The organism is Sulfitobacter brevis, from assembly GCF_900112755.1.
Lineage (GTDB): Bacteria > Pseudomonadota > Alphaproteobacteria > Rhodobacterales > Rhodobacteraceae > Sulfitobacter > Sulfitobacter brevis.
In genome coordinates this window covers 113,692-140,197 of the sequence record NZ_FOMW01000004.1, presented here as the reverse complement: position 1 = coordinate 140,197, position 26,506 = coordinate 113,692, and the positions used below count along the sequence as shown (strand labels likewise).

General features: G+C 58.5%; 23 protein-coding genes. 10 read left to right on the top strand and 13 right to left on the bottom strand.

Annotated features, from left to right (window positions below):
- Positions 1 to 172: 172 nt before the first annotated feature.
- Together BM174_RS06695 and ychF are read left to right on the top strand one after the other, a co-directional pair.
- Positions 173 to 364 carry a hypothetical protein gene (locus tag BM174_RS06695; RefSeq protein ID WP_093923075.1) on the top strand — a complete coding sequence of 64 codons (192 nt, stop codon included), beginning with the start codon at positions 173 to 175 and terminating at the stop codon, positions 362 to 364.
- A 59-nt stretch (positions 365 to 423) separates the two neighbouring features.
- On the top strand, positions 424 to 1,521 hold the full coding sequence (gene ychF / locus BM174_RS06690; RefSeq protein ID WP_093923074.1) for a redox-regulated ATPase YchF: 1,098 nt from the start codon (positions 424 to 426) through the stop codon (positions 1,519 to 1,521).
- Positions 1,522 to 1,630: 109 nt separating this feature from the next.
- On the opposite strand, the gene BM174_RS06685 is transcribed toward ychF, so the two are convergent.
- The 5 genes from BM174_RS06685 to BM174_RS06665 form a co-directional block, all read right to left on the bottom strand.
- Complete coding sequence (locus tag BM174_RS06685) at positions 1,631 to 1,927, bottom strand: hypothetical protein (protein WP_093923073.1); 297 nt, start codon at positions 1,925 to 1,927, stop codon at positions 1,631 to 1,633.
- 273 nt (positions 1,928 to 2,200) lie between these two features.
- Positions 2,201 to 3,583, bottom strand: a complete 1,383-nt coding sequence (locus BM174_RS06680; RefSeq protein WP_093923072.1) for a sensor histidine kinase — start codon at positions 3,581 to 3,583, stop codon at positions 2,201 to 2,203.
- Positions 3,580 to 4,236, bottom strand: coding sequence for a response regulator transcription factor (locus tag BM174_RS06675; RefSeq protein WP_093923071.1), 657 nt, complete (start codon positions 4,234 to 4,236; stop codon positions 3,580 to 3,582). The genes BM174_RS06680 and BM174_RS06675 overlap by 4 nt, the downstream gene beginning before the upstream one ends.
- A gap of 81 nt (positions 4,237 to 4,317) precedes the next feature.
- The gene (locus BM174_RS06670) at positions 4,318 to 4,719 is read right to left on the bottom strand and encodes a diacylglycerol kinase (protein ID WP_093923070.1); all 402 of its coding nucleotides are present in this window, start codon (positions 4,717 to 4,719) and stop codon (positions 4,318 to 4,320) included.
- Entirely contained in the window at positions 4,716 to 6,380 is a 1,665-nt protein-coding gene (locus BM174_RS06665) for a phosphoethanolamine transferase (RefSeq protein WP_093923069.1), read from the bottom strand. Before BM174_RS06665 ends, BM174_RS06670 begins: the two co-directional genes overlap by 4 nt.
- A 296-nt stretch (positions 6,381 to 6,676) precedes the next feature.
- Here BM174_RS06665 and BM174_RS06660 point away from each other — a divergent pair, with 296 nt between their 5' ends.
- The 6 genes from BM174_RS06660 to mnhG are packed head-to-tail and all read left to right on the top strand — an operon-like array spanning position 6,677 to position 12,627.
- Complete coding sequence (locus BM174_RS06660; protein ID WP_093923068.1) at positions 6,677 to 9,556, top strand: monovalent cation/H+ antiporter subunit A; 2,880 nt, start codon at positions 6,677 to 6,679, stop codon at positions 9,554 to 9,556.
- Position 9,557: 1 nt separating this feature from the next.
- Positions 9,558 to 9,914 (top strand): Na+/H+ antiporter subunit C, encoded by a 357-nt coding sequence (locus tag BM174_RS06655; RefSeq protein WP_093923067.1) that lies wholly within the window; start codon positions 9,558 to 9,560, stop codon positions 9,912 to 9,914.
- Positions 9,911 to 11,455: a monovalent cation/H+ antiporter subunit D gene (locus BM174_RS06650; protein ID WP_093923066.1), complete on the top strand. Its 1,545-nt coding sequence runs from the start codon at positions 9,911 to 9,913 to the stop codon at positions 11,453 to 11,455. The genes BM174_RS06655 and BM174_RS06650 overlap by 4 nt, the downstream gene beginning before the upstream one ends.
- Position 11,456: 1 nt before the next feature.
- Positions 11,457 to 11,957 carry a Na+/H+ antiporter subunit E gene (locus tag BM174_RS06645; protein ID WP_093923065.1) on the top strand — a complete coding sequence of 167 codons (501 nt, stop codon included), beginning with the start codon at positions 11,457 to 11,459 and terminating at the stop codon, positions 11,955 to 11,957.
- A complete protein-coding gene (locus tag BM174_RS06640; protein ID WP_093923064.1) occupies positions 11,954 to 12,241 on the top strand; it encodes a K+/H+ antiporter subunit F in 288 nt (95 codons plus the stop codon). The genes BM174_RS06645 and BM174_RS06640 overlap by 4 nt, the downstream gene beginning before the upstream one ends.
- On the top strand, positions 12,238 to 12,627 hold the full coding sequence (gene mnhG, locus BM174_RS06635; protein ID WP_093923063.1) for a monovalent cation/H(+) antiporter subunit G: 390 nt from the start codon (positions 12,238 to 12,240) through the stop codon (positions 12,625 to 12,627). Before BM174_RS06640 ends, mnhG begins: the two co-directional genes overlap by 4 nt.
- Positions 12,628 to 12,760: 133 nt before the next feature.
- On the opposite strand, the gene BM174_RS06630 is transcribed toward mnhG, so the two are convergent.
- The 3 genes from BM174_RS06630 to BM174_RS06620 form a co-directional block, all read right to left on the bottom strand.
- The gene (locus BM174_RS06630) at positions 12,761 to 14,098 is read right to left on the bottom strand and encodes an aspartate aminotransferase family protein (protein ID WP_093923062.1); all 1,338 of its coding nucleotides are present in this window, start codon (positions 14,096 to 14,098) and stop codon (positions 12,761 to 12,763) included.
- A 139-nt stretch (positions 14,099 to 14,237) separates the two neighbouring features.
- Positions 14,238 to 14,657, bottom strand: a complete 420-nt coding sequence (locus BM174_RS06625) for a GFA family protein (protein ID WP_093923061.1) — start codon at positions 14,655 to 14,657, stop codon at positions 14,238 to 14,240.
- Positions 14,658 to 14,717: 60 nt separating this feature from the next.
- Positions 14,718 to 15,047: an arsenate reductase family protein gene (locus tag BM174_RS06620; RefSeq protein ID WP_093923060.1), complete on the bottom strand. Its 330-nt coding sequence runs from the start codon at positions 15,045 to 15,047 to the stop codon at positions 14,718 to 14,720.
- 209 nt (positions 15,048 to 15,256) lie between these two features.
- Here BM174_RS06620 and BM174_RS06615 point away from each other — a divergent pair, with 209 nt between their 5' ends.
- The gene (locus tag BM174_RS06615; protein ID WP_093923059.1) at positions 15,257 to 16,192 is read left to right on the top strand and encodes a YihY/virulence factor BrkB family protein; all 936 of its coding nucleotides are present in this window, start codon (positions 15,257 to 15,259) and stop codon (positions 16,190 to 16,192) included.
- Between the two features lie 25 nt (positions 16,193 to 16,217).
- On the opposite strand, the gene BM174_RS06610 is transcribed toward BM174_RS06615, so the two are convergent.
- The 5 genes from BM174_RS06610 to otsB all read right to left on the bottom strand — a co-directional run bounded on the left by BM174_RS06610 (position 16,218) and on the right by otsB (position 24,854).
- Positions 16,218 to 17,633, bottom strand: a complete 1,416-nt coding sequence (locus BM174_RS06610) for a dihydrolipoyl dehydrogenase (RefSeq protein WP_093923058.1) — start codon at positions 17,631 to 17,633, stop codon at positions 16,218 to 16,220.
- Positions 17,634 to 17,822: 189 nt separating this feature from the next.
- Positions 17,823 to 20,576, bottom strand: coding sequence for a Hint domain-containing protein (locus BM174_RS06605; protein WP_093923057.1), 2,754 nt, complete (start codon positions 20,574 to 20,576; stop codon positions 17,823 to 17,825).
- A 226-nt stretch (positions 20,577 to 20,802) separates the two neighbouring features.
- The gene (locus BM174_RS06600; protein ID WP_093923056.1) at positions 20,803 to 22,203 is read right to left on the bottom strand and encodes an alpha,alpha-trehalose-phosphate synthase (UDP-forming); all 1,401 of its coding nucleotides are present in this window, start codon (positions 22,201 to 22,203) and stop codon (positions 20,803 to 20,805) included.
- A 131-nt stretch (positions 22,204 to 22,334) separates the two neighbouring features.
- Positions 22,335 to 24,110: a glycoside hydrolase family 15 protein gene (locus BM174_RS06595; RefSeq protein WP_093923055.1), complete on the bottom strand. Its 1,776-nt coding sequence runs from the start codon at positions 24,108 to 24,110 to the stop codon at positions 22,335 to 22,337.
- Positions 24,111 to 24,854 carry a trehalose-phosphatase gene (gene otsB / locus BM174_RS06590; RefSeq protein WP_177209434.1) on the bottom strand — a complete coding sequence of 248 codons (744 nt, stop codon included), beginning with the start codon at positions 24,852 to 24,854 and terminating at the stop codon, positions 24,111 to 24,113. It lies immediately after the preceding gene.
- A 438-nt stretch (positions 24,855 to 25,292) separates the two neighbouring features.
- Between otsB and BM174_RS06585 the strand changes: the two genes are divergently transcribed.
- Positions 25,293 to 26,498: a GAF domain-containing sensor histidine kinase gene (locus BM174_RS06585; protein WP_245766285.1), complete on the top strand. Its 1,206-nt coding sequence runs from the start codon at positions 25,293 to 25,295 to the stop codon at positions 26,496 to 26,498.
- Positions 26,499 to 26,506: the final 8 nt, after the last annotated feature.

Here is a 26,506-nt window from a genome sequence, read left to right as displayed (position 1 = left end):
GGCACTCCTTGAATAGCATGGTTCTTCTGTCGCACCGCGCGCGCTTTTGCAATGAGGAACCGAATGCCCTGCTATGGGGTTGTCTTCTAAACGTGCCGTCACGTTGCCCGCAAAAGGGCAGTTTCGGCTGGCGCCGGAGAACGCGGCGCGCTCAGAATAGGACACAAAGCCCATGAATTATTTGCTTGCCATCCTGCTGCCGCCCTTGTCGATCCTGCTCACAGGGCGGCCGATCCTGTCGATCCTCGTGTTCATCATCTGGATACCGGCGCTGATTTTCTCGGGCGGGTTGACCCATCCGATGTTCATTTTGCTTGCATGGCTGCTGATATTCCAATCCCGCGAGGGTCGGCGCGCACGCTGAGGCTTGCGCAGGTGGCGTCAAATCCCTAGGACAACGCCAACTTGCAAAGGATGCACCTCATGGGCTTTAAAATGGGCATCGTGGGCCTGCCGAACGTCGGCAAATCCACGCTATTTAACGCGCTAACCCGTACCGCTGCCGCTCAGGCTGCGAATTTTCCGTTCTGTACGATCGAACCAAACGTTGGTGAAGTCGCGGTACCGGACGCGCGGTTGGACAAACTTGCCGCGATTGCGCAATCAAAACAGATCATTCCGACCCGCATGACATTTGTCGATATCGCGGGTTTGGTCAAAGGCGCGTCCAAGGGTGAGGGCTTGGGCAACCAATTTTTGGCCAACATTCGCGAAACTGATGCCATCGCCCACGTACTGCGCTGTTTCGAAGACGGCGATGTGACCCATGTCGAGGGCCGTGTTGATCCGGTAGCCGATGCCGAAACCATTGATACCGAGTTGATGTTGGCCGATATCGAAAGCATCGAGAAGCGCCTGCAAAACATCGTGCGCAAAGTGCGCGGTGGCGACAAGGAAGCGGTGCAGCAAGAACGGTTGATGCGCAAAGCGCTCGAAGTTCTGGAGCAAGGCCAGCCCGCACGCGTCGTGGATGTCGACGAGGATGACCGCAAGGCATGGCGGATGATGCAATTGCTGACCACCAAACCGGTGCTCTATGTCTGCAACGTCGGCGAAGCCGAAGCCGCAGAGGGCAACGCCTTTTCCGAAAAAGTTGCGGTTATGGCAGCGGAGCAGGGGAATGCCCATGTGGTCATCTCGGCCCAGATCGAAGAAGAGATCAGCCAGCTTGACCGTGAAGAAGCCGACATGTTTCTCGACGAGATGGGCCTGAAGGAAGCGGGCCTTGATCGGTTAATTCGTGCCGGCTACGAATTGCTGCACCTGGAAACTTATTTTACCGTCGGTCCCAAAGAGGCGCGGGCTTGGACCATTCCAGCAGGTACAAGTGCTCCGAAAGCGGCAGGCGTGATCCACGGTGATTTCGAAAAAGGCTTCATCCGCGCCGAGACAATCGCATTTGACGATTTTGTCACGCTCGGCGGCGAAGGGCCCGCCAAGGAAGCAGGCAAGATGCGCTCGGAAGGCAAGAGCTATATCGTCAAAGACGGCGACGTGTTGCATTTCTTGTTTAATAATTAAGTCGGTAGCCAAGGTAACTTTCACTACCTTCAAGTTCGACAGATTTGCTTAGGTGCAAAGAAAAAGGCCCGGTCAAATGACCGGGCCTTTTTTGTAGGGTTAACAGCTATTAGCGGCTGTCGTTGCCTGGGCCGTAGCCACCGTAGATATAACCTTCGCCGGGCGACTGGATGCTGCCACGGGTCGAGAGGGAGGCATCAACACCAGAATCGTCGCTGGTGTCCAAACGCAGGTCGGCGGCACGTGTCGATTGGTCTTCGCCGATGAGGGTCTCACGGTGGTCGCCTGAAAGCTCGATTGCAGATTTCGAAGTGTCCAAACGCAGGTCGTTGTAGCGCGTGGACTCATCGGCAAATGCTGCGGTGCTAAGCAGGGCGGCGGCGGTAGTTGCAATAATCAGTTTCATAGTCGTTCTCCTAGTCATTCATTTACCGGGCACAGTCTGCTGCGCCTCGGTGTCGGGGAAAGAACTGCTCGTCGGCGCAAAAGGTTTCCGCATCGCAGCAAGTGACGCTAGGTGAAGGGGCGTCCCGAAGCTCGGATCAATCCCCGGGATTAAAGAATTTCTATTCAATAACAAAGCTTTGGTAGGAATTTTTTGCGCGTATAATTCTGAATCACAACGGGTTCACGGTTCCGTGCTCTATGTGACCAAGTGGCCAGTTCGGGCGTCAGAGGGCTATTCTGTCACTGATTGCGCAGGGTTTTCGCCCAGCGGAAATATCAAAACAGCGGTAAAGCCGCTTGTCTGTCCGGGCGTGGGGGAGGTGATCTCAAACTCGGTCCCGGATTGGACGCACAGTTCTTGCACAATGGAGAGCCCGAGGCCGAAGCCATCCGACAGCGGTGCATTGCGCACAAATCGCTGGCTGATCTTGCGCAGGTCGGCCGAGGCCAGTGGCGCGCAGTCGTTCGAGATCACAATGCGTCCGGTTTGGCTGGCGTCTACGACCATCGGCACCGTACCCGACGCATGCTTTAGGGCGTTGTCGAAAAGGTTGTTCAGGATGATCCCGACCGCATCGGGGTCAACGGGGCTGAACCACGAACTCTGCGGCTCTGCCACCTCCAGCATTTCCGGCGTCGCAACACGGTCACGCAGTTCGCGTAGCAGCAGCCGGATAACCGGTACGATATCGGTCACCGTCGCGCCGCTGCCCAAACCAGACTGCACCCGCGACAGCTGCAGCAGGCGTTCGATCAATCTCGTCAGACGTTTCAGCCCCTGCTCGATCTCGGCGGCGCTGCCCAAAGTTGCCGGATCCGCAAGCTTGGCTTTCAGCCGCTGTACATGTGCCAGACAAATCGCAACAGGCGTGCGCAGCTCATGCGCGGCATTGGTGGCGAAGGCACGCTCGGCTGTCAGCGCGGCGTCAAGGCGGGCCATCAGCGTATCAACAGTATCAATCGCTGGCTCGATCTCGGCAAAGGCATTGCCGCGGTTGATCGGCGACAGGTCGTGCACGTCCTTGGTGGCAATCTCGACGCTGAGGTCCGCGATCACCGCAGCCGAGCGGCGGATCGCGCGATAGGCGGCAATCGCGCCCAGCATCCCGAGCAGCCCAAAGCCGAGGATGACCCCCAACAACACGTCGCGGATAGCCTCGTTCCGCTCGCTCATCGGGGTGGCAACAACGACCGTTAAGGGCTCCGGTCCGGTGGCGGTCGCGGATGCGATCCGATGTGCTTGTGCGGTCATCAGCCCGTCGATCTGCGCGGGCAGCAAGGCGGGATCGGCATTCGCAGATTGCGCGATGACCTGCGCCTCGGCATCCAGTAGCCAGAAGATCGAGCGTTCGTCGTCATCGGTTATGATGACCTGCTCAAAGGCCAGCATATCGGCCAAGTTCACTGAGGCAGGGAGATCAGGGGCGCTGGCGTGGGCTTCAATGACCTGCAAGATAAGCTGCGCTTTGCTCATCAGCGCGACGTCCTGAAGCTCGTCATACTCTTCTTTTACGAGGTTATAGACAATCAGCACGCCCAGCACCGCCGCGATGATACCGGGCAGCAGCAGATCCCGAAAGACAGTGTTCAGCAGGCTGGTGCGGCTTTTGCTCATGGTTGCAGCATGTACCCCACGCCGCGATGGGTCACGATCAAATCTTTTCCGAGCTTGGTGCGCAGGCGGCTGATATGGGCTTCAAGCGCATTGCTTTCGACCTCCTCACCGTAGGCATAAACGGCGGCCTCTAGGCTCTCTTTTGGCACAATGCGCGATTTGCGCCGCAACAGCACCTCCAGCACGCTCCATTCTCGCGCGGTCAGCCGGACGGGCTGGCCTTGGCGTGTAACGGAATGGTCGGAGAAACAAATGCTCAGATCGCGGATCACGGTGGTTTGCGTCAGCTGATCAGCGCTGCGGCGGCACACGGTGTGAATGCGCGCTTTGACCTCGTCCAGATCGAAGGGCTTAATGACATAATCATCGGCACCCCGGTTTAGCCCGTCGATGCGGTCGGAGATTTTGTCGCGCGCGGTCAGGATAATTACCGGGGTGCGGATGTGCTGGTCGCGGATCTTGCTGAGAAACGTCAGCCCATCGCCGTCGGGCAGATGCAGGTCCAGCAGCACCACGTCATATTCTAGCGCGCGGATGGCGCTATGAGCTTCGTCCAACGTGGTGAACCATTCGACAATATGATGGTCCGCTTCCAGATGCTCGCGCAGCGGGCGGGCAAGGGCGGCCTCGTCTTCGATCAGCAGGATGCGCATGGTTTTGTGTCGGCCTATGGGGTGTAGATGATGCAATACCTAGCATGAAACGGGGGAGAACCTCCCGTGATCTTGCCCGCGTCAGCCGCCCGCCAAGCCGCGATAAATCACCGACCCGAGAAAGATTCCATTGGCGCCAAGCAGGCACATGGTCGCCAGCGATCCGAGGTCTTTTGCATCGCGGGCAAAAACCTCCCAGTTCGGGGCCAGATGATCAACGATACATTCGATTGCCGTGTTCAGCGCCTCCACTGCAACAAGGCCGAGGAACAGAATCAACATGATGCAATAGTCGGCAAAGCCCGCCCCAGAAAGCGCCAGCACAGCGAGACAGACGGGCAGGGCCAGCACAATGTGGCGAAACGCGGTTTCGCGCCACAGGCGTTTCAGGCCCCCGATGGAATAGCCCGCTGCGGCAAACACATGGGCGATGCCGGTGAGGCGTTCGGGCTTCGCGCGGTGCGCGGTATCTTGACGTATCATTGGCTGACGACTTTTTGCAGGTTCCGACAGGAAGCGAAGAGATCAAGCTCAGGGTCGCGCTGTTGGGTGCGAATGTCCAGCATCCCCAACAGTGAGTGAAACAGGTTGTCGTGGGAAAGTGTCTCCCCCGCCTTGGCCGCCATACAGGGTTTATCGATGTCGAACTGGGTTTTGAACGCTTGCGACATCCACAGGATCATCGGCACTTTGGTCTGGTAATCAGGCGCCATGAAATAGGGCGAGCCGTGCAGGTAGAGCCCGCTTTCACCCAGAGATTCACCGTGATCGGAGACATAGAGCAGCGCGGTGGAGAGCTGGTCCTGACCCGCCAGGAATTCGATCGTCTGGGCCAGAATTTCATCGGTATAGGCAATGGTATTGTCATAGGCATTGGCGATCTCGTCCGGCGTGCAGAATTTGAACTCCGCCGTGCGGCAGGCAGGCTGGAACCGCTCGGCTGTTTCAGGATAGCGCAGATAATAGGTCGGGCCGTGGCTGCCGATCTGGTGCAGCACCAGCACGGTGTCTTCGGTGATCGTCGCGGCATATTCCTTGAGCTGTGCCATGAATATCCCGTCGGTACATTCGCCCGCCGCACAGAATTCGGCATTGTCGCTATGGGTCAGTGACCGCGAGGGGATTCGCGCAGCAAGGCCCTTATCGCCGGTGTTATTGTCCCACCATTCGACGTGCAGCCCTGCGTGGCTGAGTACATCCAGCACGTTCTGATGCGACACGCCTTTCTCATAGGAATACTGGTCGCGGTTGTAGTTCGAGAACATGCAAGGCAGCGAAACCGCCGTCGCTGTACCGCAGGAACTGACGTTATTGAAGCTGACCACCGGAAGCGCTGCCAGCCGTGGATTGGTCTCGACGCCGTAGCCGTTGAGGCTGAAGTTTTGCGCACGGGCAGTTTCGCCTGCTACGACAATGGTCAGTAGCGGCTTGCGGTCCGGGCCATAGGCGGGGCCTTTCGTGGCGTCATGCTCAATCGCTTCAACGACTGTGCTCGCCGTGCGGGTCATCATTTTGGCATAGCGGATGGCGCTGACCACCGGCATGCCGGGTTGGAAGCTGCTCATGTAATCTTTGCGCTCGCGCAGGATGGAGGCATAGGATTTAAAGTCGGTCATCAGCAGTCCTGCCGCCAGTGCAACGCTCACCGCGGTCACCAGTACCGGCGTCGCGAAAGTTCTAACCCAGCTATATTGCTTAACCCGAATGCAAAAGATTAGCGAAGCAGGCAGCACGCCGTAGATGACGATGTGGCTGATAAAACCGGCGGTGATCAGATGTTTGGACTCTGTGACCGTCGTGACCATCACGTTCTGGATCATGTCGCGATCAATGATCACACCGAGCGTATCCATGTAGTAGGAGGTCACCGCGCTGAGCAGTACCATGAACACCAGAAACGGTTTGAGCGTCCAGCGCAGCCCGAAGGGACTAAAAAACGCGAGGGTCAGAAAAAGCACGGCCAGGGAAAAGCCTGCGAACGACAGAGGGTGGCCGGTAAAGACCTGCGCGCCAATCGACCAGAAGGTCGCGTTGCTCGCGGCAAAAAGATAAGCAATGGTCAGCAGGATTAACCCCGTCGGAGAGACCGCGCGCACCTTGCGCAGGTCTGAAAAACGGGTGGTCAGTTTCTGGAATAGGGTCATCGGGGAGAATCTTCATGGCTGTTTCAGCGCCATTCATCACCCCGACCTTACGTGAACCTTACGAAAATTTGAAAGTGCCGTGAATGCCGCCTTCCTCGCATTTCTGAGGCTGTGGCAATGTTTAAGCTGGGTGCGACCATTGGTTTCAGCCGCAAAGTGCCGAGTTCAGTATTGCGACGGTCGGGCGTACATGTGACAAACGCGGCGTCTCAGCGAAGCTGACAATCTCGCTTGCGCGATTGCTAAACTGTAAAAATTTTGTGCAAGTTGTCTAACCCAGCGCACTTGGAGTAGCCGTGTCCCTCCTTATCATTGTTGCACTACCGTTCTTTGGCGCCCTTCTGCCAGGTTTGATGAATTCAGCGGGTCGCTCCGCCTGCGCAGGTGTCACCTTTGCGGTGTCGCTGGCGGCGTTTATCGGGTTGCTGACCAACCTGCCAATGGTTCTGGCGGGCGAGGTTGTGATGGCGCGGGTCGACTGGATGCCTGCGCTGGGGCTGAACTTCACCCTGATGCTGGACGGGCTGGGGTTTTTCTTTGCTCTGCTGATCCTCGGGATCGGCCTTTTGATCATCGCCTACGCGCGGCACTACCTTAGCCGTGACGACAATATGGGCGAGTTCTTTACCTATCTGCTGCTGTTCCAAGGCGCGATGGTCGGCATTGTCCTCAGTGACAACATACTGCTTTTGCTAGTTTTCTGGGAGCTGACATCCCTGTCGTCCTTCTTGCTCATCGGTTACTGGAAGCACCTGCCTGAAGGGCGGCAGGGCGCGCGGATGGCCTTGATGGTTACGGGCATGGGCGGTTTGTCGATGATCGGTGGCATGGTGATCCTTGGCCAGATTGTCGGCAGCTATGATCTGAGCGTGATCTTGCAGAACCGTGATCTTATTCAGGCTGATCCACTTTATGTTCCGGCGCTGATCCTGATTTTACTGGGCTGTTTTACCAAGTCGGCGCAGTTTCCGTTCCACTTCTGGTTGCCGCACGCCATGGCCGCGCCAACGCCGGTTTCGGCTTACCTGCATTCGGCCACGATGGTGAAGGCGGGTATCTTCCTGATGGCGCGGATGTGGCCGGTGCTGTCGGGGACGCCGGAATGGTTCTATATTGTCACCTCGGCGGGGTTGATCACGATGGTGCTGGGCGCGGTTATTGCGCTGTTCAAGCATGACCTGAAGGCGTTGCTGGCGTTTTCGACGGTCAGTCACCTTGGCCTGATCACGATGCTCTTGGGGACAGGCACCGCCTTTGGCGCGATGGCGGCGGTGTTTCATATCCTCAACCACGCGACCTTTAAGGCCGCATTGTTCATGTCTGCCGGTATCATTGACCACGAGACCCACACCCGCGACATTCGCCGCCTCGGGGGGCTGCGCAAGCTGATGCCCGTGACCTTTGTGATCGTGACGATCTCGGCACTGTCGATGGCGGGGATACCCTTGCTCAACGGGTTCTTGTCCAAGGAAATGATGCTGGAAGCAGCACATGACACCGTGCTCTTCGGGCCGCATTGGCTGGTGCCTGCTTTGGCAACTGTCGGGTCGCTGTTCTCGGCGGCTTACTGTTTCCGGCTGATTGACCATGTGTTCTTGGGGCCGGTGCGCAATGACTATCCCGCCAAGCCGCATGATCCGGGCGCGGGCATGTGGATACCGCCCGCGATCTTGGTCGTGCTGGTGGTGATGATCGGCGTGGCGCCGTTTTTGGCGGAGCCTTTTGTCAAGCTGGTCACGGCTTCGGTGCTGGGTGGTGCTGCTGCCTTGCCCGAGGCGCATATCAAAATCTGGCATGGTCCGGTTCCGGCGCTGTTCCTGTCCTTGACGGCGATTGCTGGCGGCCTCTTCATGCTGGCCCTGTTCAAACCAGCGCTGCGCCTGTGGGATGCGACCCCACGGCCCGAGGCTAAAACCATCTTCGACAGTCTCGTCGAAGCCATCGCCAAACTCTCCCGCGCGATCATCTTGCCGCTGCACAATGGTGCGTTCACGCGCTACGCAGCCCTTGCCGCTGTCGTGATCATCGCGGCGGGTTTCCATGCATGGAGCACGGGATCGGTCGGTGCGGCAACGCGGACAGTTCAAACAGCAGGGCCGGTCGCGATTGCGGGTTGGCTGATGCTGGTGGCCGCGACGGCGGGGATGGTGCTGATGCACCGCAACCGCTTGCTGTCGCTGATCCTGATCGGCATCGTCGGGCTGATGGTATCGGTCGGCTTTGTGTTCTTTAGCGCGCCAGATCTGGCGATGACGCAGTTCACTGTTGAGGTCGTCACCATTGTCCTGTTGCTACTGGCGCTAAATTTCCTGCCCAATATCACACCGGTCGAAAGCACAGTGCTGCGGCGCGTGCGTGATACCGGTGTGGCGGTCGCGGGGGGCTTGGCGACATTTGCGCTGACCTATTATTACCTGCTGCGCGATGCGGTAGGCACGCCGATCTCTGAATTCCACCTCGCCAACTCGTACAAAGGCGGCGGCGGCACCAATGTGGTCAACGTGATTCTTGTCGATTTTCGGGGCTTTGATACCTACGGCGAGATCATCGTTCTGGGTATCGCCGCGCTGCTGATCTATGCGCTGACCGAGACGCTGCTGGATGGTCCGGTGCGCGCAAGGCTGCTTAACCGGCTGCCCGATCAACCCCGCGCGGGCGACGTGCACCCGATGATGATGGTGGTGCTGACGCGGGTGCTGATGCCGATTGTGCTGTTGGTCGGTTTCTACATCTTCTGGCGCGGCCACAATGCACCCGGGGGCGGGTTTATCGCAGGCTTGATCGTCTCGATCGGCTTTGTAATGCAGTATATGGCCAGCGGTTTTACATGGACGTCGTCGCGGCTGAGGTACCCCTATCATGGGGTGATCGGGGCAGGGGTGCTGATCGCGGGGTTGACTGGCATCGGGTCCTGGCTGGTCGGCAAGCCGTTTCTGACCTCCGACTTCACCTATGTTCGCATCCCGCCGTTCGATAAGTTCGAGTTGGCTACAGCAGCGCTGTTTGATCTGGGCGTGTTTTTGGCGGTCGTGGGCGCGGTGATGCTGTCACTGGAGAGCTTTTCGCGGCTTGCGCGGCGCGCCCATGCATCCGATAGCGAACACCCGATGGACATTGACCCGTCGCGGGAGGGTCCGTCCTCCAACGCGACCAGAACCGTAAAGCAGGGAGGCTGATATGGAATTTCTCGTTGCCTCTGCTGTGGGCGTGTTGACCGCAGGCGGGCTGTATCTGATGCTGCGGTTGCGGACCTTTCCGGTGATCTTGGGCATGTCGTTGTTGACCTATGCGGTCAATATCTTCCTGTTTGCCTCGGGCCGCCTGACAATTGGCGCACCGCCGATCCTGAGCGATGATGCATCTCTTTATACAGATCCATTGCCACAAGCCTTGGTGCTAACCGCCATTGTGATTTCCTTCGGGATGACCGCCGTTGTGGTGATGATCGGCCTTGGGGCCTTTTTGGGGTCGGACGACGACCATGTTGATGACCTGCCCGACGCGGTAGACGATAATACGCGGGGCGCCCCATGAACCACTGGATCATTGCCCCGATTGTTCTGCCGGCGATGCTTGCGCCGTTTATCGTGCTGGCCGCGCGCTATCATATTGGCATCCAGCGGGTGTTTTCGCTGACCGGTGTGCTGGCGCTGATCGGCATTGCCGCGGGGCTGGCGTTGCAGGTGTCTGACGGGTCTATCGTGCTTTATCAGCTTAGCGATTGGGCTGCACCCTTCGGCATCGTGCTGGTGGGTGACAGGCTGTCGACAATGATGGTGCTGCTCACTGCGGTGCTGGCGCTATTTGTGTTGCTCTATGCCATCGGCTCGGGTTGGGACAATCGCGGGCGGCATTTTCATGCGCTGTTCCAGTTCCAGCTCATGGGCATCATGGGCGCGTTTCTAACTGGCGATCTGTTCAACCTGTTTGTGTTCTTCGAGGTGCTGTTGATTGCGTCCTACGGGCTGATGATCCATGCGGGCGGCAATGCGCGACTGAAAGCGGGTGTGCAATATGTGCTCTTTAACCTCATCGGCTCGACGCTGTTTTTGTTCGCGCTGGGTTCGATCTATGCCCAGACAGGGACGCTGAACATGGCCGATCTGGCCAACCGCGTCGCGATGATTGGCGCGCAGGACACGGTAGGCATTCGCGTCGCCGCGGTGCTCTTGCTGCTGGTCTTTGCGATCAAAGCCGCAGTGGTGCCACTGCATTTCTGGCTGCCATCGAGTTATGCCGAGGCGCCTGCACCTGTGGCGGCGCTGTTTGCGATTATGACCAAGGTCGGCGCCTATGCGATCATTCGCGTCTATACGATGATCTTCCCGCCCGATCTGGCGGTGACGGCGGGCCTGCATGACATCTGGCTTTTACCTGCGGCCTTGCTGTCGCTGGCAATTGGCATGATCGGGGTACTGGCCGCCAAACGGCTGGACCGGCTTGTGGCCTTCTCCGTCATCGGCTCTATGGGTATGGTTCTGGTGTCCATCTCGCTGTTTACGCCGGCGGGCATTGCGGCGGCGCTTTATTATATTGTGCATTCTACATTGGCCGGCGCGGCACTGTTCCTGATCTCCGATCTGGTGCGCACCGGAAGGGCTGATCTGGAGCTCACGCCGCAGCCGCCAATTGCGGGCACTGCGCTGACAGCAGGGCTGTTCTTCATCGGCGCGATTGCGATGGCAGGCTTGCCGCCGCTTTCGGGATTTTTGGGCAAACTGCTGGTGCTCGACGCCGCCTACGGCTCCGACCTTATGGTCTGGATCTGGGTGATCGTCTTGGGTTCCAGCCTGATCAGCATCGTCGGGTTTGCTCGTGCGGGCAGCATCCTGTTCTGGAAATCCCACAGTGTTGTTCCCGCCGCTGATGCGCCGGAGTTGTCACGCCCTGCAGCACTTTCCTATGTGGCGGTCGGTGGATTGATCGCGCTCTTGCTGGCCCATACGGTTTTTGCAGGACAGGTGCATGGGTTTACCATCAAGATGGCGGGGCAGCTTTTTGCGCCACAGCCCTATATCTCGACCGTCGTGGACACACCCGGCAAAATGAGCAAGCCGACAAAGGGAGATCACTGATATGCTGCGCGCTTTCTATTGGCTGCTGCCGCATCCGTTTCTCACGCTGTTGCTGGCGGTGATCTGGACGCTTTTGCAAAACGAGGTTTCTGCGGGCATGGTGGTCGTCGGGATCATCCTTGGCATTCTGATCCCTTGGGCCACGTCAATCTGGTGGCCCGACACGCCGAAAGGGTTCCGGCTCGGGCGGATGGCCGTGTATAGCGTCATCGTCATCTGGGATATTCTGGTCGCCAATGTGCGGGTGGCGTGGATTGTGCTGACCGTACCAAACGCCAAGCTGAAACCGGCATGGATCGTGGTGCCGCTGGAACTTGTACAGCCTGAAGCGATTACAGTGCTCGCGGGCACCATCACCCTGACCCCCGGCACTGTCTCGGCGGACCTGTCGGACGAGGGCCATAGCCTGTTGGTGCACGTGTTACACACCGACGACCCTGACGCGGACCTTGCAGAGATCAACAACAGATACCAGCGCCGCTTGAAGGAGATTTTCATATGACCTTCGCAACCTGGCTGATGGACATCGCTTTGATGACCACCTTTGTCACACTGGCTTTGGGGATGATATTGTCGATGGTACGGCTCGTTCTGGGACCGACAGCGGGGGACCGTATCCTTGCCCTTGATACTATGGTGATTAACGCGCTGGGTCTGGTAGTGGTGATCGGCATCCATTCCGGCGTGCAGATCTATTTCGAGGTGGCGCTGCTCATCGCGATGCTGGGGTTTGTCTCCACCGTTGCCTTTGCGCGCTTCTTGCTGCGGGGAGACATCATCGAATGACCGTCGAAATTATTGCCGCCTATGCCACTGCGCTTTGCCTGCTAGGCGGATCGTTTTTCATCCTCGTGGGGGTCATTGGTTTGTTGAAGTTCAACGACCCGATGACGCGCCTGCATGCGCCAACAAAGGTTGGTACCCTCGGCATCGGCATGTTGCTGCTAGCGTCGATGATCCATTCGATTGTCTTGGGCGCAGTGTCGGTCCATGAAGTGTTGATCATGGCATTCTTGTTCGTGACAGCTCCGATCTCCGCGCATTTCATCGCAAAGATCGCAATACATGGCCGAACCTGTGACAACCCGCCGCCTCCGCCACGTGATGATACATGGTCAACCCTGTCGATCCCTAAAGAGGGACGGAAGGTGGCTGGTCTCCCTGATAGCTGAGCCCACCTTGCGCGGCGCATGGCGCAAGGGCAGATGTATTCGGGTTTCTGACCCTCGCGTTACAGCTTAGATCGGGCTTTGGCCGTGCGAAAAGTTCACGCTCTCAATCCGGCCCTGCTGCATCAAGATCCAGCTAAAGCCTCGGCGTGCTTTCGGGAATGACCGTCTTTAACGTCTTCGACAGCTTTTCAACCAACTCGTCGATCTGCGCGTCCTCGATGATGAACGGCGGGGCCAGAAGGATGTGATCGCCATTTTTGCCGTCGCGGGTGCCTGACATCGGATAGCAGATCAGCCCGTTTTCCAGCGCCAATTTCTTGATCTTTCCGGCAAGGCCCAGTGACGGATCAAAGGGGGCCTTGGTTTCGCGCGATGCGACGATCTCCAGACCCCGAAACAGGCCACGCCCGCGGATATCGCCGATATGAGGGTGTTGACCGAAGGCCAGTTCCAGTGCCGATTGCAGCCTGTCCCCCATCACGCCAGCGCGGGTCGGGAGGTCGTGCTCTGTCAATTCCTGAACAACGGCGAGGGCGGCAGCGGTGGCCACCGGATGGCCCACGTACGTATGACCATGCTGGAAAAACCCGCTGCCCTGCGCGATGCTGTCATAGATGTGGCGGGTGCAGAGCATCGCGCCAATCGGCTGGTATCCCGCCCCGAGCCCCTTCGCGATGCACAGAATATCCGGCGCAATTCCATCGTAGTCACAGGCAAACAAATGACCAGTGCGGCCCATGCCACACATCACTTCATCTAGGATAAGCAGCACGCCGTATTGGTCGCAAATCTCGCGAATGCGTTTGTAGTACCCGTCTACCGCGGTGACAGCGCCCAAGGTCGCGCCGACCACCGGTTCGGCCATGAAAGCCATCACTGTTTCGGGGCCGAGGCGGAGAATTTCCTCCTCCAGTTCGTTCGCGACGCGCTGGCCGTAAGCGTGAGCGCTCTCGCCTTCGGGCTTTTCCGCGTATTCATAGCATGGCGCAATATGGGTCATTTCGATGAGCAAAGGCGCGAATTGGGTGCGCCGCCACGCGTTGCCGCCTGCTGAGAGGGCGCCCAGTGTATTGCCGTGATAGCTTTGCTTGCGCGCGATAACACGCCGCCGCTCGGGCTGGCCGGTCTCAAGGTAATACTGGCGGGCGAGTTTGATTGCAGCTTCGGTCGCCTCCGACCCACCGGAGACAAAATACACGCGGTCCAGATCACCGGGGGCCTTTTCGATCAACAAATCCGCCAGCGCTTCGGCAGGTTCGGAGGTCATGAAGCCGGTATGCGCGAAGGCGATTTTGGCGACCTGATCCTGCACGGCCTTGATGACGCGGGCGTTGCTGTGGCCCAGGCAGGAGACAGCAGCGTCGCCACAATCCAGAATGCGCCGGCCGGTGCTGTCGATAAGATAGCATCCGTCGCCGCCCGTCGCGGTCAGAAGGGTCGATTTGCTGTGACGCGGAAAGACGTGGCTCATGCGGGTATCCCTTCGAGCGAGAGGTATGGAGGCGGTAGCCGACATTAATGCCAGTATGGCCCACACACCTGCTTATCGTATTGGCAGCAGCCATCCAAGGCCTCTACGTGGTGCTATCAGCGCAAGGCGGAGCCTTGCTTTAAGGCTCCCAGTCAGGTTGCGTCGCGAATGCTGTGACACCGTCCCCAAGCTGGTCCCAATGTGGTTTGTCCCGTTTGAAGATCACGACCTCTATAGCCAAACCGCTGGCATCGTCCATTGTCCCGAGTGACAGCGTGAGGTGGTCGGGCAGGCGGGTATTGACGCCGTAGATCGGGCTGGCGCAGCGTGCACAGAACGCTTTGGTGACCTCTGACCCCTTTTCAGAGATGTAGCTGAATGTGCCCAGACTACCGTCAATGCGCACCGTATCTGACGCAAACATTGCGCCGACGCTGTGGCCCGTTCCGCTCGAACGGCGGCACTCTTCGCAGTGGCATTGCGCAACCACGACAGGCTGCCCTTGTGCTAGGTATGTGACGTCACCGCAGAGGCATCTGCCAGAGAACTTTATTTCCATACGCCGGAGACTATAGCAGCAAAGGCGGGGCGCAAGCGCGGTGCGCGCCTCTGAGGGGGCTTAGCCAGACCCAAGTGCTGCTTGAACAGCCTCGTCCCAGCCCAGATACAGATCATCGCCGTCGCGGATCACCGGACGGGTCATCACTTTGGGCTGCGCCGAAATCTGCGCCTCGGCCTCGGAATTCTTCAACCAATCATTCAAAGCGCGGTAGTCATTGGAGGTGCGGTCCACCAGGCGGTCCCCGAATTCCACGATCAAGGCGCCCAATTCGGCTTCGGTCAATGGCTCCGAGCGGACATCGCGAAAGCTGACGTCCTTGCGCTCTGTTTCCAACGCCTTCCGCGCTTTTTGGCAAAGGGGGCAAGTGCTTAGCCCGTAGATGATCATGTCGCGCACTCCTGAAACGATGGTCGCCCGCAGTTTCGTGGATCGGCGGGCGTTATACAACCGGTCGTTTGAAAGGGGGCGCACGCCGCAGCGCAATATAGCAATGACCGTAGACAAGCTCCGTTGATCTGCCCTGACGCGCTCTTAATTTTTGCCTTCCCAACAAATGCGTCTAAGTCAGTGGTATTGCAGTTCATCAGGGGCGGAGCATGAAGGCCAGTTCGGAGCCGGATCCGAGGCGCGAGATCGTCATGACCCATGGCGTACTGAGCAAGAACCCCGACGACCTGTTTCACCGTCGGGGCTGGCGCGCTATGCGGGCGGTCCTTTGGGAAGCAGTCCTGCGGCTGTGGAGCGACGATGCGTTCGGGCTGGCGGGTAATGTCGCCTTCCGCTCCTTGTTGGCCGTTTTTCCGTTTCTGATTTTTACCAGTGCAATTACGGCCTTTATCGGGGACCAGTCGATGGCGAACGACCTGATCGACTTTCTCATCGCCATCGTGCCGCCCCCCTTGATCGAGCCGATTGTGTCGGAAGTTGAACAGGTGATGACGGTGCCACGCGGTGGCATTCTCAGCATTGGTATCTTGTTGACGATCTGGTTTGCGGTGGGCGGGGTCGAAAGCGTCAGGATCGGGCTAAACCGCGCCTACGGCATCCGCGAAACCCGATCAACGCTGGTGTTGTTTGCAGTGCAAATGGCCATGGTGCTTTTTGCCAGTCTGGCGTTGGTGCTGGTCGGATATCTTCTGGTAATTGCGCCACGGGCAGGGTCGTGGCTGCATGCGCTGGTTCCGGGGTTTGATCCGGCATCGGTCACTGTCCGGCTGATCCGTTTTCCGGCCTCGGCGACGATTTTTATCGTCGCGCTATTTGCGGCGCATGTGTTGCTACCTGCCCGCCGCACCAATTTCGCGAACCTGTGGCCGGGGGTGTTAACCACCGCTTTCGCTTGGACGCTGCTTGCTGCAGCATTTGCCTTTTACGTCGAAAGTTTTGGCACCTATGCCAGCTATTACGCGGGCATGGCGGGGATCATTGCCGCGCTTTACTTTATGTATCTCGCCGCGCTTCTGCTTATCTTTGGCGGAGAGCTGAACCGCGCCCTCCGCATCAGACGGTTGGCGCGATTGATGACCAGTTGACGGGTAGGCTGACACCCGTGGGCGACTACTCCAGCGCCGCTGTCTCCAACGCGGCACAGCCTGCGAGGTCGGAAACACTGCATTTGGGCAACTCACGAGCGATTTCACGCAGCGCGGTACGCATGCCTTCTTCCAAAGTGGGGTGGTAAAAGGGTATCCGCAGCAGATCATACACCGTGAGGTTTTGGTCAATCGCCAGCGCCAGCAGATGGGCCAGATGTTCGGCTGCTGGGGCTGCCATCTCGGCGCCGAGCAAGCGTCCGTCACCGCGTGTGGCATAGATCCGCAGCAACCCTTCGTTCTTCTGGATAACGCGTGCCCGCCCTTGCGCGCTGAAATCAACTTCGCCAACCAGACAATCTTCTAGCTCGGGATGGTCGGCGCGTTTGCCGACCGAGGCCACCTGAGGTGAGGAAAACGTGATGCTCATCGGGGTCCGGCGGTCCAATTTTATCGGCGTGTCGCTCGTGGCATTCAACCCCGCGATATGACCTTCGTCAGAGCCTTCGTGCAGCAGCGCGTTTTGCCCGTTGGCATCCCCTGCCAGCAAGACCGATGTCGTACCGATCCGCATGGTCTGCGGATCAATCTCGGGCAGCCCTTTGTCATCAAGCGGTACGCCCAGCGTCTCCAGACCGATGTCCTGCACATTCTGCCGCCGCCCCACGGCGACCAGCACCTTGTCGACCACAACGCGGTCCTGACCCCATTTGATCTCTATCCCGCCCTCCACCTCGGCAAGGTCCACGTCCGCGCCGAGGTGGATGGCAAACTCGCGCGACAATGCGGAATGCAGCGCCTTGGCAATCTTAGCATCGGTGGTACCCGCCATCTGTTCAGCGCCGTCAAAGCCGTGCACCTCAATGCCCAGCCGTGACAGGGCCTGCGCCATTTCAACGCCGATGGCGCCCAATCCGATCACCCCGATCCGCGCTGGCAGATTGGTCTGCTCAAAAAGCGTATCGGTGGTCAGCAGGCGGTCACTGAAGGCGCGCCACGGCTTGGGCACCACGGGGCTCGACCCCGGTGCGAGAATGATCTGGTCTGCTTCGATCACATTTCCGTCGACGATCAACCGATGCTCTCCGTCAAGACGGGCGTGACCTTCGATGCTGCGTTGTCCCAGCCCTTCGGTGGACTTGAGTACACTGGCAACAAAGTCGCCCCTGAGCGCGCGGACCCGTTCCAGAACCGCTGGAATATCAGCCTCGAGCTGTGCTGCGCCACGGACGCCGAAGGTGTCCAGAAGTGTTGTCGCGTGAAAGGCATTCGCGGCAGCGATCAGCGTTTTGGACGGCATACAGCCGACACGCGCACAGGTGGTCCCGTAGGGCGGTTTATTAATCAGGACGAAATTATCTGTCTGTCGTCGCACATCGCGCAGCGCGGCCAGCCCTGCCGTGCCTGCGCCTACAATAGCCACATCTACCTTGGTATTCATGATCGGTACCCCTTTCGCCTAAACATGGCGCGCGCGTGTCGATCGACCAGTGTGGCGAGCGAATTGAGGGATCAAAGGGGTCTTTGGGTTTTCGCACCACGATGATGCAAGGCGCGTGCAAAGGTCAACGCCACAAGCAGCAGCTGCGCCATTGGTCTATGATCTCGTTAAGGTACGGGCTGCTCGGCCTTAGGCGACCAGCCGCGCTTCGTGGATCATCCTGCGGGCTTTTCCAGCGCCGATAAGAGGTCTGACAGGCGCACCGTTCAGCGCCGTACCGGGTGTTGTGGCGGGGCCGAAAATGGTTGTCACTTCGGCTCTCTCTGCGGCGCTAAAGCCGTTTGTTACCATTTCACCTAATAACAGCGATTCTGTCGCACAGCCGTTTGCGGTCACGATCTCGTGGTTCTCAAAGGCGAAGTGCACCCATTTGATGCCGCTCTTGCCCTTCATCTCGCGGATGCGGGGCAGCGAAGTAAGCGCCTTTGCAGGCACCAGCTGTTCGCTCTCGAAGAGGTCTTCAAGCTGACCTTGGCCACCGACGAGTATGCGGTGTTGCGGCGACACGATCAGATCGGCGGCGGGGCGGTTTTCGCCCAACGCGCCTTGCGCGATCAGCACGGGGTAATCAGCGGCTTCGGACTTCTCGATCGGGTGCCATTTGGCGCGGGTCCACATCGCAGGCTGCGGGCCTTTGTCTTGGGTCAGGACCATATCATCAACGGTAATCTCTTCAACGCGTCGCTGGCCGTTCATTGTGTCGATCAGCGTGCCTTCGGCAAAGCAAACCACACTGAAAGTAATGGTCTCGAAGTTCTCGAAAGCGATGTTGCCAACCTGACCGCTTTCATCACCGCTGGTGATCTGGATGGTGCCGAACGGGTTGATGACGCCGTGGGTCGGGTGCACGTAGGTGCCCGACAGCAACTGGCTCAGCGTAGGCTCGCCCGCGCCGCCGAAATTAACCACACCAAATTCGATGGTGTCGAATGTACCGACCGAGGCGTCCGAGAGGCCTTGAACCGTGGTTCGGTCAAAATCACCTGTCAGCGTGATCGCGTCGGCCTCTGCTGCCGCTTCGTCGGCGATGAATGTCTCGAGGCCCGTGACCGTATCGACGGAGCCGTCATTAACCTTGGTAACGGTCCCCGTGCCGGTTGAATCGACCACAACGGAGATGGTTTCGTTATCGAGCGAAGACGCACCTGAGGCGTCATAGGTGTCGTTGCCCGTGCCGCCATCAATGGTGTCGGAACCGGAGCTGAAATAAACTGTGTCATTGCCCGCACCAAGCGAGATTGAATCGTTGCCCGCGCCCGCGTCGATGTTATCGTTGCCCGACGAGCCGATCACGGTGTCATTGCCCGACCCAAGAACGACGTTTTCGATGTTGTCGAAGGTCGCGATGTTACTGCCGGAGGTCAGCGTGCCGCTCTCGCTATCGGCGCCCGAAACAGCGCTGAAGTCCAGCACGACATTGGTGGTGACTGCTGATGCATCAAGTACATCCACATCGCCGTTGCCTACGTCATCCGAGCCGTCAATCGTATCGATGCCAAAGCCATCGGTAAGGGTGATATGATCGCTGCCTGTGCCGCCGATGATGCTGTCGTTGCCCGCGCCGCCGTTCAGTGTATCAGCGCCGGCCCCACCAAGCAGCGTGTCGTTGCCGGCACCGCCAGAGAGGGAATCGTTGCCAGCACCACCGACCAGACTGTCGTTGCCAGTACCACCGTCCAGCGTATCAGCGCCATCCCCGCCCAGCAGCGTGTCATTGCCCGCGCCGCCCGAGATGGAATCGTTGCCAAGCCCGCCGATGAGGCTGTCATTGCCGCTTTCGCCTGAGATCGTATCATTGCCCGTGCCACCATTGACGGTATCATTGCCATAACCTGCCAGGACAACGTCATTGCCCGCGCCTGCATCAATGCTGTCGTCGTTGGAGCCAAGCGGCACGGCATCAAACAAGATATCCGAGAAATAGATCGCCTGCTGGGTGGTGCCGCCGTTTTGGTAGAGAATTTCAATGCGGGCAACCGGACCCGCGATTTCATATAGCGCCGATCCGCTGGCATCAGCCGCGGAGCCGTTCGAGAGGCCCGCTGTGATGGTATTGCCGTTGAGCGTGTGGTTGCCGCCGGGCGTGATGGTGATCGCAATCTCGTTGCCGTCAATGTCATAGGCCCGGACGGTTACAATGTCGCGGAAGTTGTTGCCGTTGTTGTTCAGCCCGTCGATATCGCTGATCCGAAAGCGCACATTCTCGACGCCGTTTTCAAAGCCCGATCCGGCATTGGCGGCAAAATCGAACGCGACGGTGGTGGGGTCGGGGCTGCCGTTGGCAAAGAGATAGCCTGCGGAATTGTTGTTGAAGGTCTCGCCAGGGGCTACATAAATCGCATCGTTGCCACCGCTGGTTTCGGCTGAGAAGTTCTCGTTTGTCTGGACGTCGCTGTAGGAGACGGTGACGCTGACATTGCCGGTATCTTGCGTGATACCGCCACGCAGGTCTTGCTCGTCGCCGTAGTCTGTCCAGTTGAATTGGGCCGCCGATGGGGGGGCAACGCCGACCGCATCGTTTCCGTCTACGACTTCGCCGTCTGGATCACCGGTATAGCTCGCGTCGATAACGTCATCGCCGGCAGTGCCCGCGACGATGCCGTCATCGGTGGGTTCAGGTGGCACAGACTGGGTATTGGCGCTTTTCATCGACATGGGAAAGGGGCCGTCGGGTATGAAATAGATATTACCCGCTGCATCGGCGTAATATTTGCCAGGCTCGATTAGGTTTTTAACCTTGTCGCCGTTGGCATCGTCGCCGGAATACTTCCAAGTACCGGCGCCCCAAGACTGGGTCGGCGTGAAGGTCGTGACTGACGTGTTGATACTATCGCCGGAATCCAGCCTGCCGTTTCCAAGTGATACTAAATAACCAACCGCCATGTCCGTCTCCTCAACACATCAGAAGTCTCAAGGGGATGCCTTGGCTTCGTCCTTTTTTGTTGTCCGAGAATACCCCTCCATTTGCGGCAGAATTTAGCAAAATTTGAGGTTTAACTGACACGTCTTCGCGGCAGGCCGGGTGCGTTAGAGCTTATGGCGCGGTGGCCAAACTGTGTCCTGATGCCAAGAGGCATGCAGAGGGTCGGGTTAATCGGCTTTACTGCCGTCAGTCGCTAGCGGCCCGCGCCACAGTGCCCCAAGCCAAGGGCGCTTCGCAGGCTTCGAGGGCTGCGATAAAGCTTTTGCACCAGATCGCGACATCGGTCTTATCAACCATCGTCATGCAAGCCGCGTAGCGTCGTTTTCTTTCGGCGAGCGGCATATCGAGGGCCTTGGCGATCGCCTCGGCCATGCCTTCGATATCATAGGGATTAACCAATAAGGCCTCGGTCAGGTCCTCGGCAGCGCCAGCCAGTTGTGACAGCACCAACACGCCGGGGTCCTCGGGGTCTTGTGCTGCGATATATTCTTTCGCGACGAGGTTCATACCGTCTGCCAGCGGCGTCACCATGCCGACACGGGCACCACGATAGAGCTTTGCAAGCAGGTTGCGGTCGATGTTGCGGTGGATATAGCGCAGCGGCGTCCAGTCCAGTTCAGCATGCTGGCCATTCAACCGGCCTGCCAGTTCCTCCAACTCGACCCTGATCTGCCTGTAAGCCGTGACTTCTTCGCGCGTCGGTGGAGCGATCTGCAGCAGGCTGACGCGGCGATCCTTATTGGGCCGCTTTTCAAGGTATTGGGCGAACGACCGGAACCTGTTTGGCAGCCCCTTGGAGTAATCTAGCCGGTCAACACCGATGATATACTCTTCCTTCAGGTCGTCACCGAGATCAGCGCTATCGCAGCCTTCTGTGGCTGCTTTCACAAAAGTGTCTACGTCGATGCCAATTGGAAAGGAGCGGACCGAAAACACCCTTGCACCGTACTTGATCCGACCGTCCAGCATAACCTCCGCACGGCGTTGTGCACGGAACATCTCCAAACACCGCGCCACATCGGCACGAGTTTGCAACCCGACAAGATCATAATCAGCCAGCCAGTCCGCCAGGTTGGCAGTTTGCGGCAGTGCGCCGAGATCACCAAGCGCAGGGAAGGGGATGTGGAGGAAGAACCCCAACCGGCCCTCAAACCCGAGCTTGCGCAATTCCGAGGCCAGCGGGAAAAAGTGATAGTCCTGTATCCAGATCAGGTCTTCAGGCTCCACCACCTCCATGATCAGCCGCGCCAGACGTTTGTTGACCTCGCCGTATGTAGTCTCAAAGCTACGCTTGAGATCAACCAGATCGCCGCGCCGGTGGCACACCGGCCAAAGCACGGAATTGGCGAAGCCGAGGTAGAACTCCTCATGCTCGCGCTGGGCGATGCGAAATGCGAGGCGGGTATAGCTGGTCTGGTCGCCGATCTCCTCCAGATGCGATGAAGGGGCTTCGGTTACCTCGGGATGCGCCCCGATCCAGATGCCACCGTGATTGCAGAGCGCTGCGTGCATCGCCACAACCAGACCGCCCGAGGGTTCGGCCTCGGTTGGGATGCGATTGGATATGACAATTAATCTACCGCTCATGGGTTCCTCATCAAATCTGCGCAGAAACCTGACGCGATCGCCGTAAAATGGCGGAGTTGGGAAAAATTTAATTGCACTTATGTAATGGTCTTCTCCGTCGATTGGTTCCGTTTTAGCGCGATTTAATGGGGTTAAAGTTCCGCCTCCCATGAGCGTGAAAGGCGCATCGCACCGTTGATGATGCCCGCCATTGAATAGGTCTGCGGGAAATTCCCCCATGCCTCGCCAGTGGCGAAAGAAGTGTCTTCGGACATCAGCCCCAAGGGGCTGCGTGCCGCTAGCAGAGCTTCGAAAAGTTCGCGTGCTTCGTCTTTGCGGCCAATGCGGGTCAGCGCGTCGACACGCCAAAAAGCGCAGAGGTTAAAGCCGACTTCGGGCACGCCAAAATCATCCGCCTCCTCATAGCGCAACATGAAGGGTCCGCGCCCGAGCGTGGCAGAAAGCGCCTCCACCGTCGCCACAAAGCGCGGATCATCGGGGGGCAGAAACCCGACTTCGCCCATCAACAAAACGCTGGCATCAAGGGTGTTGCCCTCAAAGCTTTCAACGAAAGACTGGCGATCTTCCGACCATGCACGCTCAAGGATTTTAGCGCGGATGACGGCTGCACGCTCTTCCCAATGGCGCGCGCGTGGTGCCAGCCGCAGATGGGCGGCAATCTTGCCAAGGCGATCACACGCGGCCCAACACATCAGCGATGACGACGTATGGATGCGCGAACGGCTGCGCAACTCCCACAGACCGGCATCGGGTTGGTCGTGCAGCAGCCATGCCTGTTCGCCCAATGCTTCAAGGTGTTCAAATGCCGCTTGGCCAGTGTTCATAAACAGCCGCTCATCAAAGAAGGCGGGCGCAGCACCAAGGATGATATTGCCATAGGTATCATGCTGGAAATGCTCAAAGGCCTGATTGCCAACCCGCACCGGTCCCATGCCGCGATAGCCTTGCAGCCCTTCGGCGAAACATTCGGTCAGTTCGGTCTCTAACCCCACACCCAGAACGGGCTGGATGTGCCCGCCCTTGGCATCGGCGACCAAGTTCATCAGCCATTGAAAGTAGTTTTCCAGCGTGCGCGTGGCGGCAAGGCTGTTGAGCGCGCGCACGGTGAACAGCGCGTCACGCACCCAGCAATACCGATAGTCCCAGTTGCGGGTGCTGTTCGGTGCTTCGGGCAGAGAGGTCGTCATCGCAGCAATGATCCCGCCCGTCGGTTCGTAGCTGCACAGCTTGAGAGTAATCGCGGCGCGGATGACCGCCTCCTGCCATTCCAGTGGAATTGCCAGACGCTGCACCCAACGGCGCCAGTACCGTGTTGTCTGGTCGCAAAAATCGCGCGCGATATGCTGCGGACTGTCAGACAGGGTCTCATCCGGACCCAAGACGAAGGATATCTCCTGATCAAGATTGATCAACCGCTCATCGAGCACGTGATCAAGCGGGGCATCGGTGGTCAGACGTATCACCTGATCGGGGCCAATGAACCGTACATGGCTGGACCCGCGGGTGATTTCTGGGCGCACCGTGCCCCATTCAAACCCCGGACGGATACACAGGCGCACTCGCGGGGCGCCCTCCAACGGACGGACTTGCCGGATCAACATTTGCGGGCGGAACGACCTGCCGCGCGCCTCGAAACGCGGGCAGAAATCAATGATCTCCACCGCACCTGAGGCCCCCCGCAAGACCGTGCGCAGGGTCGCGGTATTGGGCAGGTACGACTGTTCCGTGGTGTGACAGCCATCAAGCTCGACTTTGAACGTTCCATCGTCAGGACGGCCTGTGCCATGCCCCAGAAGCCCGTGAAAAACCGGATCGCCGTCGAAACGGGGCAGACAATACCAATTGATGACGCCCGCAGGGTCGATAAGCGCCGAGACAGCGCAATTGCCAATAATTCCGAGGTCCATTTACTTTCCTTCCGCTACCAGTTTGGCCAGCCAGTGGTGAAACTCTGCCATCGTTTCCGCGCGGTATTTTGCGCACGTCTCGCCCGATCCGATCTTGATGCCGCATCCACCCCAACTTTGGGCCGCGCTAAATCCGTCTTCGTCCGTCACATCGTCGCCAACCATGACGGGCACCCGCCCTGCAAATTCGGTACGGGACATGAGGGTGGTGAGCGCCGTGCCCTTATCGACCGAGGCAACGGTGACCTCGCTGACCATCTTGCCGTGCAACGCCCGCAGGCCGCTGGCAAAGCTTGCGACGTTATCGATGGTGCGCTGGGCGGCCACGGCATGCTCAGGGGCGTGGCGGTAATGCAAGGCAATCGCGCCGGGTTTGCATTCCAGCTTGAGGTCCTTCGCAGCAGCAAATGCCTGAAGCGGCGCGAGAACTTCTTTCAGTGCAGCTTGCGCCGACGACTGATCCCCCGAACCACCCAGCCGTGCATCGTATTCAAGGCCGTGCGAGCCGACAACCGGCAGCGGCAACGGGTCTAAAATGGTGAGGGCGTCCGACAATCCACGACCGGTCAGAATGGCAACGGCCCCGCCGGTCTGGCTGTAGAGCCTCGCGAGTGCAGGTTTGAAGTCATCGGGGATCGCGACGGTCGAAGGGTCATCGACAATCGGCGCGAGCGTGCCATCGAGATCGAAGAAGAAACAATGCTGGGCAAGGCTGAAATTTGCTCTGGATATATCGATCGGCATTTCAGCCCTTTCTTGCACTTTCTGGCCAGTTTGCAGGCACATATCCGTCCTACAAGCCACCTTTCTCTCGTCATCTCTCTCACGGCAAAGTCACCCACGCATCGCCGAGCTTTTCCGCGCTGCGCCTGCCGCCGTTATCCCTAACTTAGTGCTGCAACCGCAAAGTCTACCTGTCGGGGCTAAACCGCCGAGCGGGTCGATGGTTGCATTGGTTTGCCGGGGGTGGCCAACTCTTGAGGTGGACGGGACGTGGTAAACTGACATACTCGATCGGCCATTCAGATGCCGTAAATTGAGGTTCTGTACCCGTCGGTCCGTTGACAAGATGGCAAAGTTCTGGTCCGCTTTTGCCGTGACTAAGAACCCCTCGGCGTCTAACCGGGCACTGCCCAACGACCAATGCGGCACCATTATATTTAGCAAAGTGATGACCCTGTTTTGACACTGCACACGAAAACCCACGACCTCCAAAGCGATATTGACGAGATCGGGCGCAGTGTGCTGGTTCCGACGCTTCTGGAAACGGTGACGCTTGCCACCGGCATGGGGTTTGCTGCGGTCGCGCGGGTGACCGAGTCGCGCTGGGTGACCTGTCGGGCGGTTGACAAGATATTTTTTGGGTTGAAACCCGGCGATGAGCTGGATGTGGAGAGCACGCTTTGCCACGAGGTCCGGCTGTCTGATCAGGAAATCGTCATTGATGACGTGAAAAACGATCCGACCTACTGCAACCACCACACTCCCCGAACCTACGGTATCCAGAGCTATATTTCGGTCCCGATCCACAAGAAGGATGGCACGTTCTTCGGCACGCTTTGTGCGATTGATCCGGAACCGCGCAAACTGAAAAGCCAAAACGTGCTGGAGATGTTCAGGCTGTTTGCAAAAATGATCGGTGACAGTCTGGAGGTCGACTTAAAGCTCAGAGAGAGCGAATCCGCTGTGCTTCAGGAGCGCCATCTGGCCGAGATACAACAGCAGTTCATTGCCATACTGGCGCATGATCTGCGCAATCCGGTGAGCGCGCTGGATGCAGGACTGCGCCTGTTAGAGCGGGAAAAGTTGGAACAACCGTCGGCCAAGGTCGTGACGCTGATGAAAGCATCGCTGGGGCGGATGTCTAATCTGATCGAGAACCTGCTGGACCGGGCCCGGCAGCGTCATGACGGCGGCATTGTCATTGAGCGCGACGCCGATGCGCCTTTGGAACCGGTGATTTTGCAAATTGTCTCGGAGATCAAAGCCGTGTCACCCGATCATGTGATCGAGTGCGATATTGATTTGCGCGGGAATATTGATTGTGATCGTGAACGGATTGCGCAGATGCTGTCGAATCTGTTGCGCAATGCAATTACCCATGGTGCCCAAGGGCGTCGCATCGAAGTCGCTGCAAAACGCGCCGAAGGGGAGGTCGTGCTCTCGGTTGCCAACGAAGGCAAAGCGATCCCTGCAGATATACTACCGAGCCTATTCTTGCCCTTTCAACAAGGGACCGCAGGGCGTAATCGCAAAGGGCTGGGGCTTGGTCTTTATATTGCGTCCGAGATCGCCAAAGCGCACGGGGGTAACCTGAGCGTGACCTCTGACGACGACCAGACGAAGTTTATATTCCGCATACCACAGGCCGGGGCGTTTGAGGACTGACAACCTAA

Excerpts from the sequence above, each read along its gene's own strand:
- BM174_RS06695 (WP_093923075.1), top strand. The coding sequence starts at position 173 with ATGAATTATTTGCTTGCCATCCTGCTGCCGCCCTTGTCGATCCTGCTC.
- BM174_RS06605 (WP_093923057.1), bottom strand. The coding sequence starts at position 20,576 with ATGGCGGTTGGTTATTTAGTATCACTTGGAAACGGCAGGCTGGATTCC.
- BM174_RS06595 (WP_093923055.1), bottom strand. The coding sequence starts at position 24,110 with ATGGACCTCGGAATTATTGGCAATTGCGCTGTCTCGGCGCTTATCGAC.
- BM174_RS06680 (WP_093923072.1), bottom strand. The coding sequence starts at position 3,583 with ATGAGCAAAAGCCGCACCAGCCTGCTGAACACTGTCTTTCGGGATCTG.
- BM174_RS06670 (WP_093923070.1), bottom strand. The coding sequence starts at position 4,719 with ATGATACGTCAAGATACCGCGCACCGCGCGAAGCCCGAACGCCTCACC.
- BM174_RS06685 (WP_093923073.1), bottom strand. The coding sequence starts at position 1,927 with ATGAAACTGATTATTGCAACTACCGCCGCCGCCCTGCTTAGCACCGCA.
- BM174_RS06625 (WP_093923061.1), bottom strand. The coding sequence starts at position 14,657 with ATGGAAATAAAGTTCTCTGGCAGATGCCTCTGCGGTGACGTCACATAC.
- BM174_RS06665 (WP_093923069.1), bottom strand. The coding sequence starts at position 6,380 with ATGACCCTATTCCAGAAACTGACCACCCGTTTTTCAGACCTGCGCAAG.
- BM174_RS06650 (WP_093923066.1), top strand. The coding sequence starts at position 9,911 with ATGAACCACTGGATCATTGCCCCGATTGTTCTGCCGGCGATGCTTGCG.
- BM174_RS06610 (WP_093923058.1), bottom strand. The coding sequence starts at position 17,633 with ATGAATACCAAGGTAGATGTGGCTATTGTAGGCGCAGGCACGGCAGGG.
- BM174_RS06655 (WP_093923067.1), top strand. The coding sequence starts at position 9,558 with ATGGAATTTCTCGTTGCCTCTGCTGTGGGCGTGTTGACCGCAGGCGGG.
- BM174_RS06640 (WP_093923064.1), top strand. The coding sequence starts at position 11,954 with ATGACCTTCGCAACCTGGCTGATGGACATCGCTTTGATGACCACCTTT.
- BM174_RS06675 (WP_093923071.1), bottom strand. The coding sequence starts at position 4,236 with ATGCGCATCCTGCTGATCGAAGACGAGGCCGCCCTTGCCCGCCCGCTG.
- otsB (WP_177209434.1), bottom strand. The coding sequence starts at position 24,854 with ATGCCGATCGATATATCCAGAGCAAATTTCAGCCTTGCCCAGCATTGT.
- BM174_RS06620 (WP_093923060.1), bottom strand. The coding sequence starts at position 15,047 with ATGATCATCTACGGGCTAAGCACTTGCCCCCTTTGCCAAAAAGCGCGG.
- BM174_RS06615 (WP_093923059.1), top strand. The coding sequence starts at position 15,257 with ATGAAGGCCAGTTCGGAGCCGGATCCGAGGCGCGAGATCGTCATGACC.
- BM174_RS06600 (WP_093923056.1), bottom strand. The coding sequence starts at position 22,203 with ATGAGCGGTAGATTAATTGTCATATCCAATCGCATCCCAACCGAGGCC.
- ychF (WP_093923074.1), top strand. The coding sequence starts at position 424 with ATGGGCTTTAAAATGGGCATCGTGGGCCTGCCGAACGTCGGCAAATCC.
- BM174_RS06645 (WP_093923065.1), top strand. The coding sequence starts at position 11,457 with ATGCTGCGCGCTTTCTATTGGCTGCTGCCGCATCCGTTTCTCACGCTG.
- BM174_RS06630 (WP_093923062.1), bottom strand. The coding sequence starts at position 14,098 with ATGAGCCACGTCTTTCCGCGTCACAGCAAATCGACCCTTCTGACCGCG.
- mnhG (WP_093923063.1), top strand. The coding sequence starts at position 12,238 with ATGACCGTCGAAATTATTGCCGCCTATGCCACTGCGCTTTGCCTGCTA.